We start from the raw sequence: 14,905 nt of genomic DNA, 5'->3' as shown, positions 1-14,905 counted from the left end.
CCGTGCGGACGGTAACATCTCCCTGTGCCCGGCGATGCTTCTCATGACCCCTTGGGTGCTTGGGCCGCAAGCGGGATACCGCATCTGACCGGTCGGTCCGACGGGCCACCGATCCTGCCCCTCGGCGACGCGGCGGTACAGGCGCGTCGCCTGACGGACTGGGTGCGCGCGGCGAGCGGCGGGTCGGTGGATCTCGACGGAGCCGCCCTGCTCGCCGAACGGGCGGCGCTCACCGGATTTCGCCGGTGCGGTGCCGTCACGCCCGGCGGTTCGGGACGGTTGTTACCCGCCACTGACGGATGGGTTGCGGTGAGCTGCGCCCGCCCCGACGATCCTGCCCTGCTCGGCGCCCTGGTCGGCCGGGATGTCGGCGACGACCCCTGGCCTGCCGTGCAGGAATGGGTTGGCGGACATACCCGCGCCGAGTTCGACGAACGGGCGACGCTACTCGGCATCGCCGGCGGCGGCGTCGCGCGGGACGAGGAGATCGTTGCGGCGTCGCGGGGGGTTCAGCGTCCGGCCGGTGCGGTGCGGGAGGTCGCCGGGATGCTGGTCGTCGACTTCAGTGCACTGTGGTCGGGTCCGTTGTGCGCACATCTGCTGGGACTGGCGGGAGCGCGTGTTGTCAAGGTCGAGACCCCGCAACGACCCGATGGCGCCCGTCGTGGCAACGCCGGGTTCTATCGGCTGCTGCATGGTGGTCACGAATCCGTCGTCCTGGACCCGGCCCTTCCCGGCGAACGCGACGCATTGCACCGCCTCGTTGCAGCCGCCGACATCGTCATCGAGGCCTCCCGGCCGCGCGCGTTGCGTCGATTCGGCCTCGACAGTGCCGAGTTCGTGGCCTCGGGCGGCACGTGGATATCGATCACCGCGGCGGGGCGGGATTCGGATCGCATCGGTTTCGGCGATGACGTCGCGGCGTCGGCGGGTCTCGTCGTCGGTGACGATGCCGGAATGATGTTCGTGGGTGATGCGATCGCCGACCCGTTGTCGGGACTGACCGCCGCCGCGCTGGCGATGTGCGCGACCAATGGCGGCGTCCTGTGGGATGTATCGATGCGCGCGACCGTGGCGGCCACGATCGGCGGTCCCGCGCCTCCTCCTGTTCGCCGATACCGCGAGCGGTGGATCGTCGAGTCCGAGTGGGGGGCCGTTGATGTGCTCGCGCCGACGCCTCGGGCGGCGATCTCGGCGGCCCCCGCATCGGGACGCGACACCGTCGACGTCCTCGCTCGCCTCGGGATACCGTGGTGACGCGGTTGGTCATCGTGAATGTGACTCTTCCCGAGGGTATCCGGGACGTCGCGATCACGGACGGTGTCATCACCGAGATCGCCGAGGAATTGCACCCGGCGGGGTCTGACGTCGTCGATGGCCGCGGGGGTGCCCTCATTCCCGGACTTCACGATCATCACCTCCACCTCCACGCGCTGGCGGCAGCCACGTCCTCGGTGCGATGCGGGCCGCCGCAGGTCACGAGCGCTGCGGAGCTCGCGACAGCCCTTGCTGCGGCGCCGACCGCCGGGGACGCCGGGTGGGTACGCGGGTTCGGCTATGTGGAAACCGTTGCCGGTATGCTCGATCGAACGTCTCTCGACCGTCTGCACGACCGGCGCCCGGTCCGCCTCCAGCACCGAAGCGGCGCCGTCTGGTTCTTCAACTCGGCGGCTGCGGCGATCGTGAATCTGTCTTCCGGTGACCACCCCGGGATCGAACGAGATGCATTGGGTGCACCCACCGGGCGTGTGTGGCGGGCCGACACCTGGCTTCGCGAGCGGATCGGCGGCGCCGGGCCACCCGGGTTGGCGGCAGTGGGCGCAGAACTCGCCCAGTTCGGCATCACCGGGGTCACCGACGCGACTCCGGACCTCCCCGACGACAGTCTGGCCCACCTGCTGGCCGAGCATGCGAACGGTGCGCTCCCACAAGGCCTTCACTTGCTGGGTGTGGAACCGGAGGTCACCGGATCAGCTCCGACGGTCACCGTCGGGCCCTGCAAGATCGTGCTGGCCGATTCCGATCTGCCGGACTTCCCGACGCTGTGTCGTCAGATCCGCAAGATCCGCGAGCACCGGCGCGGGGTCGCCGTGCACTGCGTCACCCGGGAGTCGTTGTTGCTGCTGCTGGCGGCTCTCGACGAGGTCGGTGCGCATCCGGATGACCGGATCGAGCACGGTGCGATCGTTGCCGAAGAGACCGCACTCGAACTGAGTCGGCGCGCCATCCCCGTCGTCACCCAGCCCGGGTTCATCGCCGACCGTGGGGACGACTACCTCGACAGGTTGGACGCGCACGATGTCCACGATCTGTACCGGTGCCGCACACTGATGGAATCAGGTGTGGCAGTTGCGTTGTCGAGCGATGCCCCGTACGGTCCCACCGACCCGTGGTCGGTCATCGCGGCCGCGGCGACACGGGTGGCGCCCGACGGCCGGATCGTCGGAGCCGCCGAACGCATCGACCGGAGGGCTGCGCTGCGGATGTATCTGGCCCCGTTGTCGCACCCACAGAGCCCGCCGCGAACCGTCGCGGTGGGCCGGCCCGCAGACTTGGTTGTGCTCGCGGGTTCGCTTGACCGAGCGCTGACGATTGGATCGGATGCCGTGCGCTGCACCATCATCCGCGGTCGAGTGATCTATCACGGGTGATTATCGGGTCTACGGGTCTGATGCTGGGGGTTGGTGGTCGGCCCACTCGCGCATAGTACGGAGAAACTAAACATAGTTTACTATGTGCACTATCAGGATGTTCGTCGCCCTCGTCGAACCGTTCCAAGAACCAAGGAGATATGAAATATGACGACAGTTCAACACCCGGGCCGCGCGGCGACGACCGATGTACCCTATCGCCCGGGCTGGCTGCCGACCCTTTTTGATCTGGACGATCTTCGCCGTGTTCTCGATGTACGGTTCCCGCCGAGTGGTGGTCGTACTGCTGTGGACAGTGTTCCCTCGGGCCACGGCGGCGTCCTCGGGAGTCAGCTGCTGGCACAGCAGGTCGTTCTGGCCGAGCGCAGTGAACCCGGCAAGCGCGTGCAGAGCCTGCAGACGCAGTTTGTCCGTGGCGGGCGATGGAACCGTCCAATCGACGTCGAGATCATTCGACACCACAGCGGGCGCTCATTCGCGTTCGTGGCTCTTGTGTTCCGTCAGGACGGTGACGTTCTCACCACGGCTTCGGTGATGTTGACGATCGATGAAGCGGATGATTTTCGACGGGACGTACCGCCCGCCGAGGCGAAGTCCGTCGAACATGCGTCGGAGGTGAGAAGGGCGTTGATCCCATGGGCGATCCGCGAATCGGTCACTGCCGATGCGGCCGATTATGAGGCCTGGATGCGAGTCCCCGAGGCGCGTGGCGACGCGACACTGGGACGCGCCTTGATCGCGCACGCGTCCGAGATTCCCGCGATCCACAGCGCCGTCGCAGCCCGCGGCATCGCCGTACCCGCGGGCGGGACTGTTCCGGGAAACATTCTGGCGCACACGGTTACCTTCACCGCACCGTCAGACCTCGCCGATTGGCACCGCATGAGTATCGCCAACGTGTTCGTCGGCAGCGGCCGCCAGCTGGGTAGGGGAGTGGTCGCCGATGCCGGTGGCCGCACTGTGGCCACCTTCGATTCGATTGGAGTCTTGCGAGTCCCGCAGGTGCGCTCAGCGCAGGCGCAGTAGACCTTCCTGGCTGGTGCTGGCAAGGAGCAATCCGTTGCGGTCATACAGGTGGCCGCGGCACAACCCTCGGCCGTGGCCCATCCACGACCCCTCTTGCTCGTAGAGGCGCCATTCGTCGATGCGGAACTGTTCGTGAAACCAGACCGTGTGGTCGAGGCTGGCCAGCTGCAGTCGGTCGTCCTCGATGGTGACCGTGTGCGGGGAGAGTGCGGACGACAGCAAGAACAGGTCGGAGAGGTAAGCGAACGCCGCCGCGTGAACCACGGGATCGTCACCCAAGGGTTCCGATGCGCGAATCCACGCTCGCTGAACCGGAGGACGCGACTCGCCGCGCGCGTTGGCCAGGCGCGGGTACTCTTCCGGAAACTTGAAGTCCGCAGCGACGTTGCCGCGGAGGTGCGACAACCAGGGGACGGCCGCTGCGTCCTCGGCGGTCAGGCTGTCGTCGAACTCGGGCAGGTCTTCCGGCGATCGCGCGGGCGCACTTACGGGGACCTGGTGGGTCAGGCCGCCCTCCACCCGCTGAAACGAGACCGTTGCAGTGAAGATCGGTCGGTCGGACTGCTCCGCCAAGACTCCGCGGGTAGTGAAACTACCGCCGTCGCGAAGCCGATTCACGTTGTACTGCACAGGTACAGAAGGGTCACCTGGGTGCAGGAAACTCCCATGCACCGAGTGCACGGGACGATCCGCGGGCGCGGTCCGGGCCGCCGCGACCACGGCCTGTCCTACCGCCTGGCCCCCGTAGATCCGTGATGCTTCGACAAACGAGTGGCCAAGAGAGGTGTCACTGTCGATTTGTTCGAGGTCGAGCACCTGTCGGAGGGGCGGTCGACAGGCTCCCGCCACGGTCTGGTCGAGCTCTGGGGTCGATGACATCTTACAAAGATAACCCAGTTAGATATGAATCCCGAGACCCCGGCGAACTGGGCGGCCCGCCCGCCGGACGCGAGGCAAGCTCGCGATGCCGGCGAGCCCTCGCTCACCGTGGGGCGAAACGCTGCCCGGCATCCAGGCGAAGGCACTGGCCGTTGAGCATCGGGTTGTCGACGATCGCAAGAGCAAGTTTTGCGTATTCCTCCGGGCGGCCCATGCGCTTGGGGAAGGCGGCGTCGGCGACCAGTGGGGCGATTTGCTCCTCGGTGAGGCCGGCGGTCGCGCCGGTCGCAAAGAGGCTTGGCGCGATCGCCATCGCGCGGATGCCGAGCGGTCCCAGGTCGCGGGCCATCACCAGGGCCATGCCGGCGATCGCTGCCTTGGACGCGGTGTATGCGACCTGGCCGATCTGCCCCTCGAATGCTGCGATGGACGATGTGTTGATGATGACGCCGCGCTCGTCGTCCTCGGCGTCGTTGGCACTCATGTGTTGAGCCTGAAGGCGATTGAGGTTGAACGTGGAGATCAGATTCAGATCGACGACGCTGCGGAATGACTCCAGGTCGTGTGGTCCGCTTCGGCCCAGCGTCTTCTTTACCGTGCCACCGCCCGCAGTGTTGATCGCGATGTGCAGACCGCCGAGCTCGGCGACCGCCCCCGCAAGCTGCTGCTCGGTACCCTCGTAGTCGAGGATGTCGACTGCGGCGAAACTGCCTCCGATTGCGTTGGCGATCTCTTTCCCGTCACTGCCGTCGCGATCGAGAATTGCGACGGTTGCACCTGCCGACGCGAGCGCCTCGGCGCTAGCGCGGCCCATCCCGGATGCTCCCCCGACAACGACGGCTTTCTTGCCCTGGATTTTCACTGTCATCTCCTTGTCTGGCGGGCAGCTTGTTCGGCCCCGACTTATAGTACTATGCTAACTATGTGATGCAGACCTCATGGTCTGCCATAGTGATGACGCGAGGTGGCGAGTGCATTGCGTCACAATTCATGGAGGAGAAATCATGGACCTCAAGGTCGGTCAATTGCTGGCCAGCGTCGTGGACTCGACCACGGCCATTGTCATCAGCGCGCCGAAGACGTCGGCGTCCTTGACATGTGGTGGGGTCGAGATGGTCGAGGGCAAGGGCCCTGGCGGCAGTGGCGAGATCGACCCGGCCCATCGCGGTGGAGCGAAGCTGGGCAAGCGGTATGTCGATGTCGACAGCGGGTTGGAACTGTTGTGCACCAAAGCCGGCGACGGCGCCCTGGCGTTCGGCGGCAAGGTGTTGCCGGAGAAGACGGCCAAGCCACTGCCCGCCTCGGACTGACAGTCCTGGCGCCGATCGCAATCACTATGGAGTGCTTATGAATCTCACGATGCTGCTCGACATGGCCGTGGACGGCTTCGGCGACCGCGTGCTCATCGGTCCCAGGGATTGCGGTATCACCGCACGCGGGCTCCGAGACAGGTCGATACGTGGAGCCGATCTGATCCGGAAGGCCAACGCGGACGCGGTCGTGTACCTGTCGTTGAACGGTCCGTCGTTCCCGATCGCGTTGTTCTCCGCCGCCCGAGCTGGCGTTCCGCTCGTTCCGGTCAACTACCGACTCGGTGCCGAACAGATCGAAGGGGTGCTCGCCAATCATCCTCGCGCTCTGGGGATTGTGGGCCCGGAATCTGTGGCGACGCTCGCCCGAGTCGGCATCGATGCGATGGCCGTCGACGACTTCCTCGCTGCTGTTTCCGGGGAACCCCTGACCGATCCCGAGGTGGAGGCGGGAGAGGTCGCCGACACCGGGGGGCCGGCAGTCGTCATCTACACGAGTGGAACCACCTCGGCGCCCAAGGGTGTGCTCTTGCGCCATGAGAACCTGACGTCGTATGTGTTCGGGTCGGTCGAGTTCGCCTCGGCCGCGGCGGAGGACGCAGCGCTGGTCAGCGTCCCCCCGTACCACATTGCCGCGGTTGCGAACGTGATCTCGAACCTGTTCGCCGGACGGCGGACACTGGTGCTCGAGCAGTTCACGCCGCAGCAGTGGCTAGAGGTCGCCAGGTCGGAGAATGTGACCAATGCTCTGGTGGTTCCGACCATGCTCGCGCGGATCGTCGACAGCGACGAGGACAAACATCTCCCAACGTTGCGCAACCTCGCCTACGGCGGGGCCCCGATGCCGGGAGCCATCATCGAACGCGCTCTGGAGATGTGGCCGGAGGTGGGATTCGCGAACGCGTACGGACTCACCGAAACCAGTTCAACCGTTGCGGTGCTCGGTCCCGACGACCATCGCGAAGCCCTGGCGAGCGACGAACCTTCCGTCCGGGCGCGCCTGTCCTCCGTAGGACGCGTCCTTCCGGGTATCGACCTCGAGATCAGGGATGAAGACGACAACCGCGTCGACGTCGGAGTCGTGGGAAGAATCTGCGTACGCGGCGAACAGGTGTCTGCGGAGTATGCCGGAATCGGTCGAGCTGTGGACGATGGGGGTTTCTTCGACACCCGGGACAAAGGTTATGTCGACGACAACGGATTCCTCTACATCGGCGGTCGAGTGGACGACACGATCATCCGTGGTGCGGAAAACATTGCTCCTGCGGAGATCGAGGAGGTCCTCTACCGGCATCCCGCAGTCCTGGACGTTGCCGTGGTCGGGGTGCCCGACGAAGAGTGGGGCCAGCGTATCGAGGCGGTCGTCGTGGTACGACCGGGTGTGAACGTCGGGGTCGACGAGTTGCGTTCCCATGTACGGACCATCCTTCGCGGCAGCAAAACTCCCGATCGCATCGTCTATTGGGACGAACTACCGCGTACCGAGACAGGAAAGCTGATCCGCCGAAATGTCTTGGCTAGGCTGACCGAGACGTCCACGGTGTGAACCTTGCGCCGTCCTCTTTAACTTAGTTATCTTTGTTGATACGGTGAACTCGTTCGCAGAGTGAGATTCCCCTTCTTCGCGTGCACGTTCGGCCACGAGCGCCATCGGCTGCCGGTCCACCCGGGGCGGCGCCCCGGGTCGAGGCAGGCTCACAATCACGGAGGTTCGATTCGAATGACAGTCCCACAAAAAGAGGCGCCACCCGCGGTGGCCGAAGATGCGGCCATCTACACCTTCAAAGACTCTGATGTGCAGCGCGCTCACGATCTGGTCGGTGTCTACCACGCGGTGACGCAGCGAGAGCAGTACACGCGTGCTTCCCCCGACATCATGCGGAACTTCGCGCGTAGCTATGGGGATGACAACCCGCTGTTCTGCGACGAGAATTATGGCCTCGACACCCGTTGGGGCGGACAGATTGCGCCTCCGATGATCAACATCGCGCTTTCGCAATCGCTACTGGCCGACCCGATTCCGAGGGAAATGCGCAAGCCGTCGTTTCGGGGTATCCATGTGTTCGTTTCCGGAACCACCACCGATTGGTACCGGCCTGTCTATGACGGCGACACGCTGTACTCCTTCCAGGGGTTCGAGAGTGTCGAGGAGAAGCAGTCCGAGTTCGCCGGCAAATCACTGATCGTCACCCGCTCGCATGTGCAGATGAACCAACGTGCTGAAATCGTGCAGATTCAACGCGTGATCACGATCCACACTGAGCGTCACGAGTCGAAGAAGCGCAAGAAGTACGACGCCATCAGCCCGGCGACGTATTCTGAGGACGACATTGCGCGCATCGACGAGATCTATGCCGCGGAGGTCTGCCGCGGCAGCGAGACGCGGTACTGGGAAGACGTCAACGTCGGTGACAGTCTGGGCACCATGGCCAAGGGGCCGCTCACCACGACCGACATGGTCGTGTTCCATTCGGGCGGATACGGTTTTGCGCCGTACACCCCGTGCACGGGTCGGCTCGCGTACCAGAATCGCCAGCGGATCGGCGCTTTCTACATCCCGAACGAGAGCGGCATCCCCGATGTCGCTCAGCGAATCCACTGGGATAGTGAGTACGCTCGATCGATCGGTCTGCCGGCCGCGTACGACTACGGCATGATGCGCGACTGTTGGATCAGTCACTACCTCACCGACTGGATGGGGGACGAGGGTTGGCTTGTCCGCCAGTCGAGTCAAATGCGCAAATTCAATTACCAGGGCGATACCCATACGTTCACCGGTGAGGTCACCGACAAGCGGGTCGAAGGCGACCGCTACCTTGTCGACGTCGAGCTGCGCGGCACCAGCCAACGCGGAGAAGTGACCTGTCCGGCGACAGCGACCATTGCGCTGCCGAGCAGAAAGTCCGGCCAGGTTGTCCTACCGACGGCGCCTGAGGATCTGAGCCGTATTGCCGTGCAGATTCTCTCGCGCAACGGTGAGCTACGTGCGGAGAAGCGGCGTGCAGGCCTGAACGCTTGACCCTTTGAACTTTAGACCCTCTCACACCAGAGTAGGCCCGGTCGGAGTCATCCGACCGGGCCTACTCGCTGCCGCTTGGCAGCCGTCGATCGGCGCGTACTCGCTGCCTGTGTGAAGGCTACGTCTAAGAACTCCTCGATCAATCCAGGATGTCCCGCACCTCGACCTGTTCGTTCCCGCGGAGCAGCGAGTCGCGGGCGGCGACCATGTGGTTCTGCCAGTGAATGAATGCGCCGTCCCCGTCGCGCGCCCGCAACAGCTTGATCAGGCGACGGAGGGATCGGATGAGCAGCTTGTAACTGTCCTGGTACTCGGTCACGTCGGCGATGTTCGAGTGTGCCTTCTCCGTGGTGACCACGGTCATGTGACGCTCGGTGATCTCGTCGAGCATGCCCGCGATCAAACCGAGCGTGGCGTTGCGCGACATCTCGACCATCCTGAGGTGGAACCTGGCCGCGCCCGGGCCGAGTGCATCGGCGGCAAAAGCGGTCGGTAAGTCCTCGTCGACGATTCGCTCGAGTTCGTCGAAATCCGCATCGGTACCTTGCTCGGCGAGTATGCGAGCGGCAGCGGGTTCGATCGCCTCGCGTGCCACGAAGACATCCGCGACCGTCGCATTGCTCAACTCGAGCAGCAGTGAGGCGGGCCGGGCAACGATCTCCGGCCCGGGGACGCAGATTCTGGCGCCCGACCGCGACCCGCGGCGGACCTCCACCAACCGTTCTGACTCAAGGACGCGAACTGCCTCTCGAAGTGTCGGGCGGCTCACCGAGTAGTGCTCCATGAGTTCGGCCTCATGGGGGAGGTGGTCGCCATCCTTCAGTTCGCCGTCTACGATCATGCGGCGAAGCCTCCGGGCGACCAGTTCGGCGGTCTTCGGCGTCCTGATAGTGCGTGCGGCGTGATTGCGCGAGTCGAAAACGGGAGCCAGTGCCTCATCCGTCACAGCTGGACCTCACTTCAGGCTGATACGTCTCGTTCGTGTATGAGTTGAATACCGTGCAGCGGATCTCACCACTGTCGCGAAGGCCAGGGTGGAGCCGGTGTATAACACTTACCACACTAAGTTATAAAAGAAGGCCGTGGGCGCCGATTAGTAGGCTGGAGAGTTCGACTGGAGCCGCTGGTCGGGCTGCCGGTTAGCGGGGCAGACCCAGACCCCGCTCGGCGATGATGTTGCGCATGATCTCCGAGCTGCCGCCCGCGATGGTGTAGGCGCGTGCATAGAGAAATTCGTCCTGCCAACGGCCGTGATCGACGACGTCCGGATCGGTCTCGGCGAGGACGGCAGATTCGCCGAGAATGTCCAGCGCGACTTCGGCGATCTCTACCCCCAGCTCACTGAACATCAGCTTGGCAATCGGCGCGTCCTGCACCCGCTCGTGGCCATGGGACCACCGGCTCACGTTGGCATAGACCAGCGCCGACAAGGATTCCACCGCAGCATCCAACCGGCCGAGTTCGTCGACGATCCGGGCGTTCTCGATGAGCGGACGTCCTCCCCGGGTCGTCGTACGCGCGAGTTCGATCAGCGCGTCGACATTCTGTCGCTGGGTGACTGCGCTCGTCGCCACACCGGTTCGTTCGTGAGCGAGGCTCGAGTTCGCGATCTTCCACCCCTCACCGGGGTTGCCGATCAACGCGTCCGGCGACAGCACCACGTCATCGAGGAACACCTCGTTGAAGTCGGAGGTACCGGTCATCTCCCGCAGGGGTCTGACGTCGACGCCGGGAAGGGTCATGTCGACGATGAAGGCACTGATCCCTTTGTGCTTCGGCGCATCTTGATCGGTGCGAGCCAGAAGATAGCCGAAATCGGCCCAGTGGCCGTTGGTGGTCCACACCTTCTGGCCGTTGACCCGGAAGCTACCGTCTTCCTGGAGGACGGCGCGGGTGCGCAGCGACGCAAGGTCGCTGCCCGAACTGGGTTCGCTGAACAGCTGGCACCAGATAACTTCACCGGTACGCATGGGCGGCAGGAACGTAGCACGTTGTTCGGCTGTCCCGAAGTCGATGAGCGCGTTGGCGACCAGACTCCCGGCGCCGGTGCCCTGCGGCGCCCGTGCCCGCGCGATCTCCTCGTCGACGACGATGTCGCGTTCGAGCGAGTGGGCTATCCCCTTGCCGCCGAACTCTTCAGGCCATCCGGCGCCGGCGTAGCCGGCGGTGAAGAGTGCGCCAGTCCATTTCTTGAACAGCTCGAGTTCTTCGCGGTTCTCGGGCGTGCGGACTCCGGCCTTGGGGGCGATGGGTGGTGCGTTCTCGGCGACGAAGGCACGAACCTCCTCGCGGAATTGTTCGAGTTCGGCGCTCATGCCGTAATCCACGGTGACTCCTCGGACGAATGACATTGCTTGGGCACAGGACTAGCGCACTTCGTATTCGCGGGTGGGAACCGCGGATCGGTCCACCTGGGTGGTGCCGAGCGGATTTCCGATCACGGTGTAGGACATGGCTGTCGCGAGCGCCTGGTTGCGCCCCGTGTCCAATGATTCCCACACCGCCCGGATGCTGCCCTGGATGGCTGCAGGCGGCTTGCTGGCGATCCGGTGAGCCAAGTGCGCCGCGCGACCCCACAGTTGGTTGCGTTCGACAACCTCGCTCACCAACCCGACTTGAAGTGCGCGGGTCGCAGACATCCTCTCGTCCAAGCCGGTCAGCACCAACCGGAGCACTTCCCCCAGGGGCATTCTGCGGACGAGGCCGATGGGTTCGAGCGCGGCGACCATTCCGTACGACACGTGCGGGTCGAAGAACTGGGTGTCGTCACTGCAGATGATGATGTCGGCCTCGTTGAGCCAGTAGAGCGCACCGCCGGCGACGAGGCCGTGCGCGGCCACCACCACGGGCTTCCAGCAACCGTTCTGTTTGGGGGACAAGTCCTCGCCGGGATCGCGCTGACTGAAGGGGTTGTCGGAGATGAAGGTCCCCTCCTGGACGTCGACACCGGTGCTGAATGCGCGGTCACCTGCCGCACGGAGCACGACGGCGTGCACGTCGTCGGCGAGGCCGGCGAACTTCCAGAGCGCCCTGAACTCCACCCTCATCTCATCGGTGAAGGAATTCATCCGTTCGGGTCGGTTGAGCGTGATGGTCAGGACGTTGTCGGTCAGTTCGGCGATGACCGTCTTCAGATCGCCCAGATTCAGATCCGCTGAGAACCATTCGTTCGATGTCATTGTTCCTCCGTCGTCGTATCGGTCCCAGGTCGGGTCGTGATCAATCGACGGCGGTGGTAAGCGACCGAGCCGTCCAGCGCCTCATCGACCTTGATCCGGCGCAGAAGCAGGTGCAAATCGTGTTCCCAGGTGAAGCCGATGCCGCCATGCACCTGGAGTGCGAGCTGTGCCGTCTCGCTGGCGTGTGTCCCGACGTGCGCGGCCGCGGCTGACACGGCTCGACGGCGTGTAGCGGAATCGGACCCGTCCAGCGCGACTGCTGCGGCCCACGCCGCGGCACGCGAGGACTCGATCGCCACGGCCATGTTGGCGCAATGATGTTTGATGGCCTGGAAGCTCCCGATCGACTGTCCGAACTGCGTACGCGAGAGGGCGTATTCGACGGTTCCCTCCAACAACCGGTCGGCCGCACCGAGTGCGTCGACTGCGCGGAACAGTGCCATCGCGTCGCGTAGCTCGTCGGCGACGTCGTGGTCGACGACACACCACTGACCTTCGTCCAGCTCGACGTCGAGGTGAACCGCAGTCCAGTCCCGTGTGAGATCCAGGGTGTCCATCGTTCGAATCGACACGCCCGCAGTCTCTGCAGGCACATGGGCCGCCACTCGCCGACCGTCGCATAGGTCTGCGAGTGCGACGTACCCGGTTGCATCGGAGCGTCCCGGCCCCGGCGCCGCCGTTCCCGAGATGTGCAGTCCGCGACTCGTTGTGCCGGCCGTCAGTGCCGGACCCTCTGGCGACCCGATGACGGGAGTCACGAACGCTTCGCCCTCGGCGGCCTGCTCGGCAACGGACCTGAACGTACCGGTTCCGGCCAGCAGCTTGGTGGCCAACGCCAACTCGGCCACGGGTACCGAACTCGCGGCACGTCCGTGTTCCTCGACGAGGACGAGTAGGTCGACGTAGCTGCCGCCTATGTCGTCCATGAGCAGTCCTACGAAACCGGATTCGGTCACGTGGGCGAGCGCGCGCGGGTCCACGCGTGCCGGTTCGGAGTCGATCTCGGGGCGCCGGATGGCGATGGGATCGTTCTTTGCCAGCCAGTTGCGTTCATTGGTGGCCAGGGCGGTCTGCTCGGGGCTGAGTGCGAAGTCCATCTGTTCCTTCCGAGACGTCGGCAACCGCGTGAGGCGCCTGTCAACATTGACCTAGTTAACCATGTCATCTATCTTTCAGATAGAGCGTACCCGGGCGTCATTGGGGCACGGAAGTCCTCTCCGAGCCCGTGCCCGTTCGTACCGGCGCGCTGCCGTGCGTAGCGCTTCACCGAGTTGGGAAGGGCGTATGACCACAATTAGAGACGCACTGGACGGGCTGTGGGCTGCCGATGACCAGATGCCGATGATTCAGCAGGACGGGCGTTGGACGACCTGGGGCGACGTGCGTGTGCTCGCCGAGGCGATCGACTCTCAACTGACCCGGATCGGCTGCGGCGAAGACGCACGAATCGGGGTGGTGCTGGAGAACAGGCCGGCGTCGATCGCGGCGCTGATCGCGGTTCTGCGCGCAGGTCGAACCATCATCACCCTCAATCCGATGCAACCGATTCCGCGGCTGTCTTCTGATCTGGCCAACGCTGCGGCCGACTGTGTGTTGGCCGGACACGCGTTCTGGGGCCATGACGAGTTCACGAGCGCCGTGACAAGGTGCGGTGCCGCCGGTTTCGACATCGATGGTCGGTCTGTCACGCAGACCGTCTCCGGCGATCCGCGGCCACAAGCGACACCTCCGACCGAGTCGGTCGCGATCGAGATGTTTACCTCAGGGACAACGGGCCCCCCGAAGCGCATTCCGCTCACCTGGCGTCAGCTCGAGTCCGCCCTCAATGCGGTCCACGGCTACACGGGTAAGGGAGGCCGGGCGGGGCGTGAAATGTTCACGGGTCGCATCGCCCTGGTGACCCTGCCGATCGTGCATATCGGCGGGCTCTGGGGGGTCCTGCAGAACATCGCCGAGGCCAGACCTTTCGTGATGCTGCACAGATTCACGATCGAGGGGTGGGTCGACGCCGTTCGCGAACACAAGCCGAAAGTCGCCGGCCTTCCGCCGGCGGCCATGCGATCGCTCCTGCAGGCCGATGTCGATCCCGCCGACCTCTCGAGTCTGTCCGCGATCACGGCCGGGACCACAGTGGTCGATCCCGATCTTGCCGATGAGTTCACGCGGCGGTTCGATTGCGCGGTGTTGGTCATGTACGGAGCGACTGAGTTTTCCGGCGCCATCGCCGGATGGACGATGCCCCTGTATCGGGAGTGGTGGACGCAGAAGCGTGGCAGTGTCGGGAAGGCTTTCCCCGGTGTGAACTTGAGAGTTGTGGCCGAGGACGGGAAAGTCCTGGGGGACAACGAGTCAGGTCGTCTCGAGGTCCGCTCGGGCCAGGCCGGTACCGGCGGGAGGGAGTGGATTCGGACCAGCGACCTCGCACGCCTCGACCACGACGGGTTCTTGTACATCGAAGGTCGGGTCGACGACGCCATCGTCCGGGGCGGGTTCAAGGTACAGCCGGAACTCGTGGCCGCCACCCTGAGGAATCATGACGCCGTCCTCGACGCCACCGTATACGGCCGCGCCGACGAGCGACTCGGGCAAGTCCCCGTGGCGGTGGTGCAGCTCGTCGACGGCGAAACGGCGTTCGACGAGGATGAGGTCAAGACGTTCTGCCGCGGACATCTGACGCCCTACGAGGTACCGACACGGATTTTCGTTCTCCCGGAACTACCGCGGAACGTGTCGTTGAAGGTCGATCGTCGTCGACTCCTCGAGCTGATCGCCGAGTTGGAGCTTCTTGAAGGTGCCCATAAAGACCAATCGTCCGTCGGTGCCCGGCTCGCCTGAAGGCGT

The 14,905-nt window shown here is 64.7% G+C and carries 13 protein-coding genes; 7 read left to right on the top strand and 6 right to left on the bottom strand.

Annotated elements, in window-relative coordinates; genetic code table 11:
* Window positions 1–24 precede the first annotated feature (24 nt).
* The 3 genes from KTR9_RS15310 (at window position 25) to KTR9_RS15300 (ending at window position 3,677) form a co-directional block, all read left to right on the top strand.
* Window positions 25–1,257: a CoA transferase gene (locus tag KTR9_RS15310; protein ID WP_014927120.1), complete on the top strand. Its 1,233-nt coding sequence runs from the start codon at window positions 25–27 to the stop codon at window positions 1,255–1,257.
* Window positions 1,254–2,651 (top strand): amidohydrolase family protein, encoded by a 1,398-nt coding sequence (locus KTR9_RS15305; protein WP_044507979.1) that lies wholly within the window; start codon window positions 1,254–1,256, stop codon window positions 2,649–2,651. The genes KTR9_RS15310 and KTR9_RS15305 overlap by 4 nt, the downstream gene beginning before the upstream one ends.
* 147 nt (window positions 2,652–2,798) lie before the next feature.
* A complete protein-coding gene (locus KTR9_RS15300) occupies window positions 2,799–3,677 on the top strand; it encodes an acyl-CoA thioesterase (protein WP_014927118.1) in 879 nt (292 codons plus the stop codon).
* On the opposite strand, the gene KTR9_RS15295 is transcribed toward KTR9_RS15300, so the two are convergent.
* Window positions 3,660–4,556, bottom strand: coding sequence for an acyl-CoA thioesterase (locus KTR9_RS15295; protein WP_014927117.1), 897 nt, complete (start codon window positions 4,554–4,556; stop codon window positions 3,660–3,662). The two genes, KTR9_RS15300 and KTR9_RS15295, sit on opposite strands and share 18 nt — an antisense overlap.
* Before the next feature lie 103 nt (window positions 4,557–4,659).
* The gene (locus tag KTR9_RS15290; protein WP_044507977.1) at window positions 4,660–5,418 is read right to left on the bottom strand and encodes an SDR family NAD(P)-dependent oxidoreductase; all 759 of its coding nucleotides are present in this window, start codon (window positions 5,416–5,418) and stop codon (window positions 4,660–4,662) included.
* Window positions 5,419–5,560: 142 nt separating this feature from the next.
* Between KTR9_RS15290 and KTR9_RS15285 the strand changes: the two genes are divergently transcribed.
* From KTR9_RS15285 to KTR9_RS15275, 3 genes are all read left to right on the top strand, one after another.
* Entirely contained in the window at window positions 5,561–5,866 is a 306-nt protein-coding gene (locus KTR9_RS15285) for a hypothetical protein (protein ID WP_044506827.1), read from the top strand.
* 37 nt (window positions 5,867–5,903) lie between these two features.
* Complete coding sequence (locus tag KTR9_RS15280; RefSeq protein ID WP_014927114.1) at window positions 5,904–7,412, top strand: class I adenylate-forming enzyme family protein; 1,509 nt, start codon at window positions 5,904–5,906, stop codon at window positions 7,410–7,412.
* 174 nt (window positions 7,413–7,586) lie between these two features.
* Complete coding sequence (locus KTR9_RS15275) at window positions 7,587–8,885, top strand: FAS1-like dehydratase domain-containing protein (protein WP_049942599.1); 1,299 nt, start codon at window positions 7,587–7,589, stop codon at window positions 8,883–8,885.
* A gap of 139 nt (window positions 8,886–9,024) precedes the next feature.
* On the opposite strand, the gene KTR9_RS15270 is transcribed toward KTR9_RS15275, so the two are convergent.
* The 4 genes from KTR9_RS15270 to KTR9_RS15255 all read right to left on the bottom strand — a co-directional run bounded on the left by KTR9_RS15270 (window position 9,025) and on the right by KTR9_RS15255 (window position 13,161).
* Window positions 9,025–9,831, bottom strand: coding sequence for a FadR/GntR family transcriptional regulator (locus KTR9_RS15270; RefSeq protein ID WP_014927112.1), 807 nt, complete (start codon window positions 9,829–9,831; stop codon window positions 9,025–9,027).
* A gap of 193 nt (window positions 9,832–10,024) precedes the next feature.
* Window positions 10,025–11,212: an acyl-CoA dehydrogenase family protein gene (locus KTR9_RS15265; protein ID WP_014927111.1), complete on the bottom strand. Its 1,188-nt coding sequence runs from the start codon at window positions 11,210–11,212 to the stop codon at window positions 10,025–10,027.
* 39 nt (window positions 11,213–11,251) lie between these two features.
* Window positions 11,252–12,064 carry an enoyl-CoA hydratase/isomerase family protein gene (locus KTR9_RS15260; RefSeq protein WP_014927110.1) on the bottom strand — a complete coding sequence of 271 codons (813 nt, stop codon included), beginning with the start codon at window positions 12,062–12,064 and terminating at the stop codon, window positions 11,252–11,254.
* Window positions 12,061–13,161, bottom strand: coding sequence for an acyl-CoA dehydrogenase family protein (locus KTR9_RS15255; RefSeq protein WP_014927109.1), 1,101 nt, complete (start codon window positions 13,159–13,161; stop codon window positions 12,061–12,063). The genes KTR9_RS15260 and KTR9_RS15255 overlap by 4 nt, the downstream gene beginning before the upstream one ends.
* Window positions 13,162–13,348: 187 nt before the next feature.
* On the opposite strand from KTR9_RS15255, the gene KTR9_RS15250 reads away from it, so the two are divergent.
* The gene (locus tag KTR9_RS15250) at window positions 13,349–14,899 is read left to right on the top strand and encodes a class I adenylate-forming enzyme family protein (RefSeq protein WP_014927108.1); all 1,551 of its coding nucleotides are present in this window, start codon (window positions 13,349–13,351) and stop codon (window positions 14,897–14,899) included.
* Window positions 14,900–14,905 lie beyond the last annotated feature (6 nt).

The organism is Gordonia sp. KTR9 (genome assembly GCF_000143885.2).
Lineage (GTDB): Bacteria > Actinomycetota > Actinomycetes > Mycobacteriales > Mycobacteriaceae > Gordonia.
The sequence above is the reverse complement of the archived record's forward strand: the minus strand, read 5'-3'. Positions and strand labels throughout refer to the sequence as shown.

Bases quoted from the DNA above. Each gene is read 5' to 3' on its own strand.
- KTR9_RS15300 (WP_014927118.1), top strand. From the start codon at position 2,799: ATGACGACAGTTCAACACCCGGGCCGCGCGGCGACGACCGATGTACCC.
- KTR9_RS15295 (WP_014927117.1), bottom strand. From the start codon at position 4,556: ATGTCATCGACCCCAGAGCTCGACCAGACCGTGGCGGGAGCCTGTCGA.
- KTR9_RS15285 (WP_044506827.1), top strand. From the start codon at position 5,561: ATGGACCTCAAGGTCGGTCAATTGCTGGCCAGCGTCGTGGACTCGACC.
- KTR9_RS15280 (WP_014927114.1), top strand. From the start codon at position 5,904: ATGAATCTCACGATGCTGCTCGACATGGCCGTGGACGGCTTCGGCGAC.
- KTR9_RS15275 (WP_049942599.1), top strand. From the start codon at position 7,587: ATGACAGTCCCACAAAAAGAGGCGCCACCCGCGGTGGCCGAAGATGCG.
- KTR9_RS15260 (WP_014927110.1), bottom strand. From the start codon at position 12,064: ATGACATCGAACGAATGGTTCTCAGCGGATCTGAATCTGGGCGATCTG.
- KTR9_RS15255 (WP_014927109.1), bottom strand. From the start codon at position 13,161: ATGGACTTCGCACTCAGCCCCGAGCAGACCGCCCTGGCCACCAATGAA.
- KTR9_RS15250 (WP_014927108.1), top strand. From the start codon at position 13,349: ATGACCACAATTAGAGACGCACTGGACGGGCTGTGGGCTGCCGATGAC.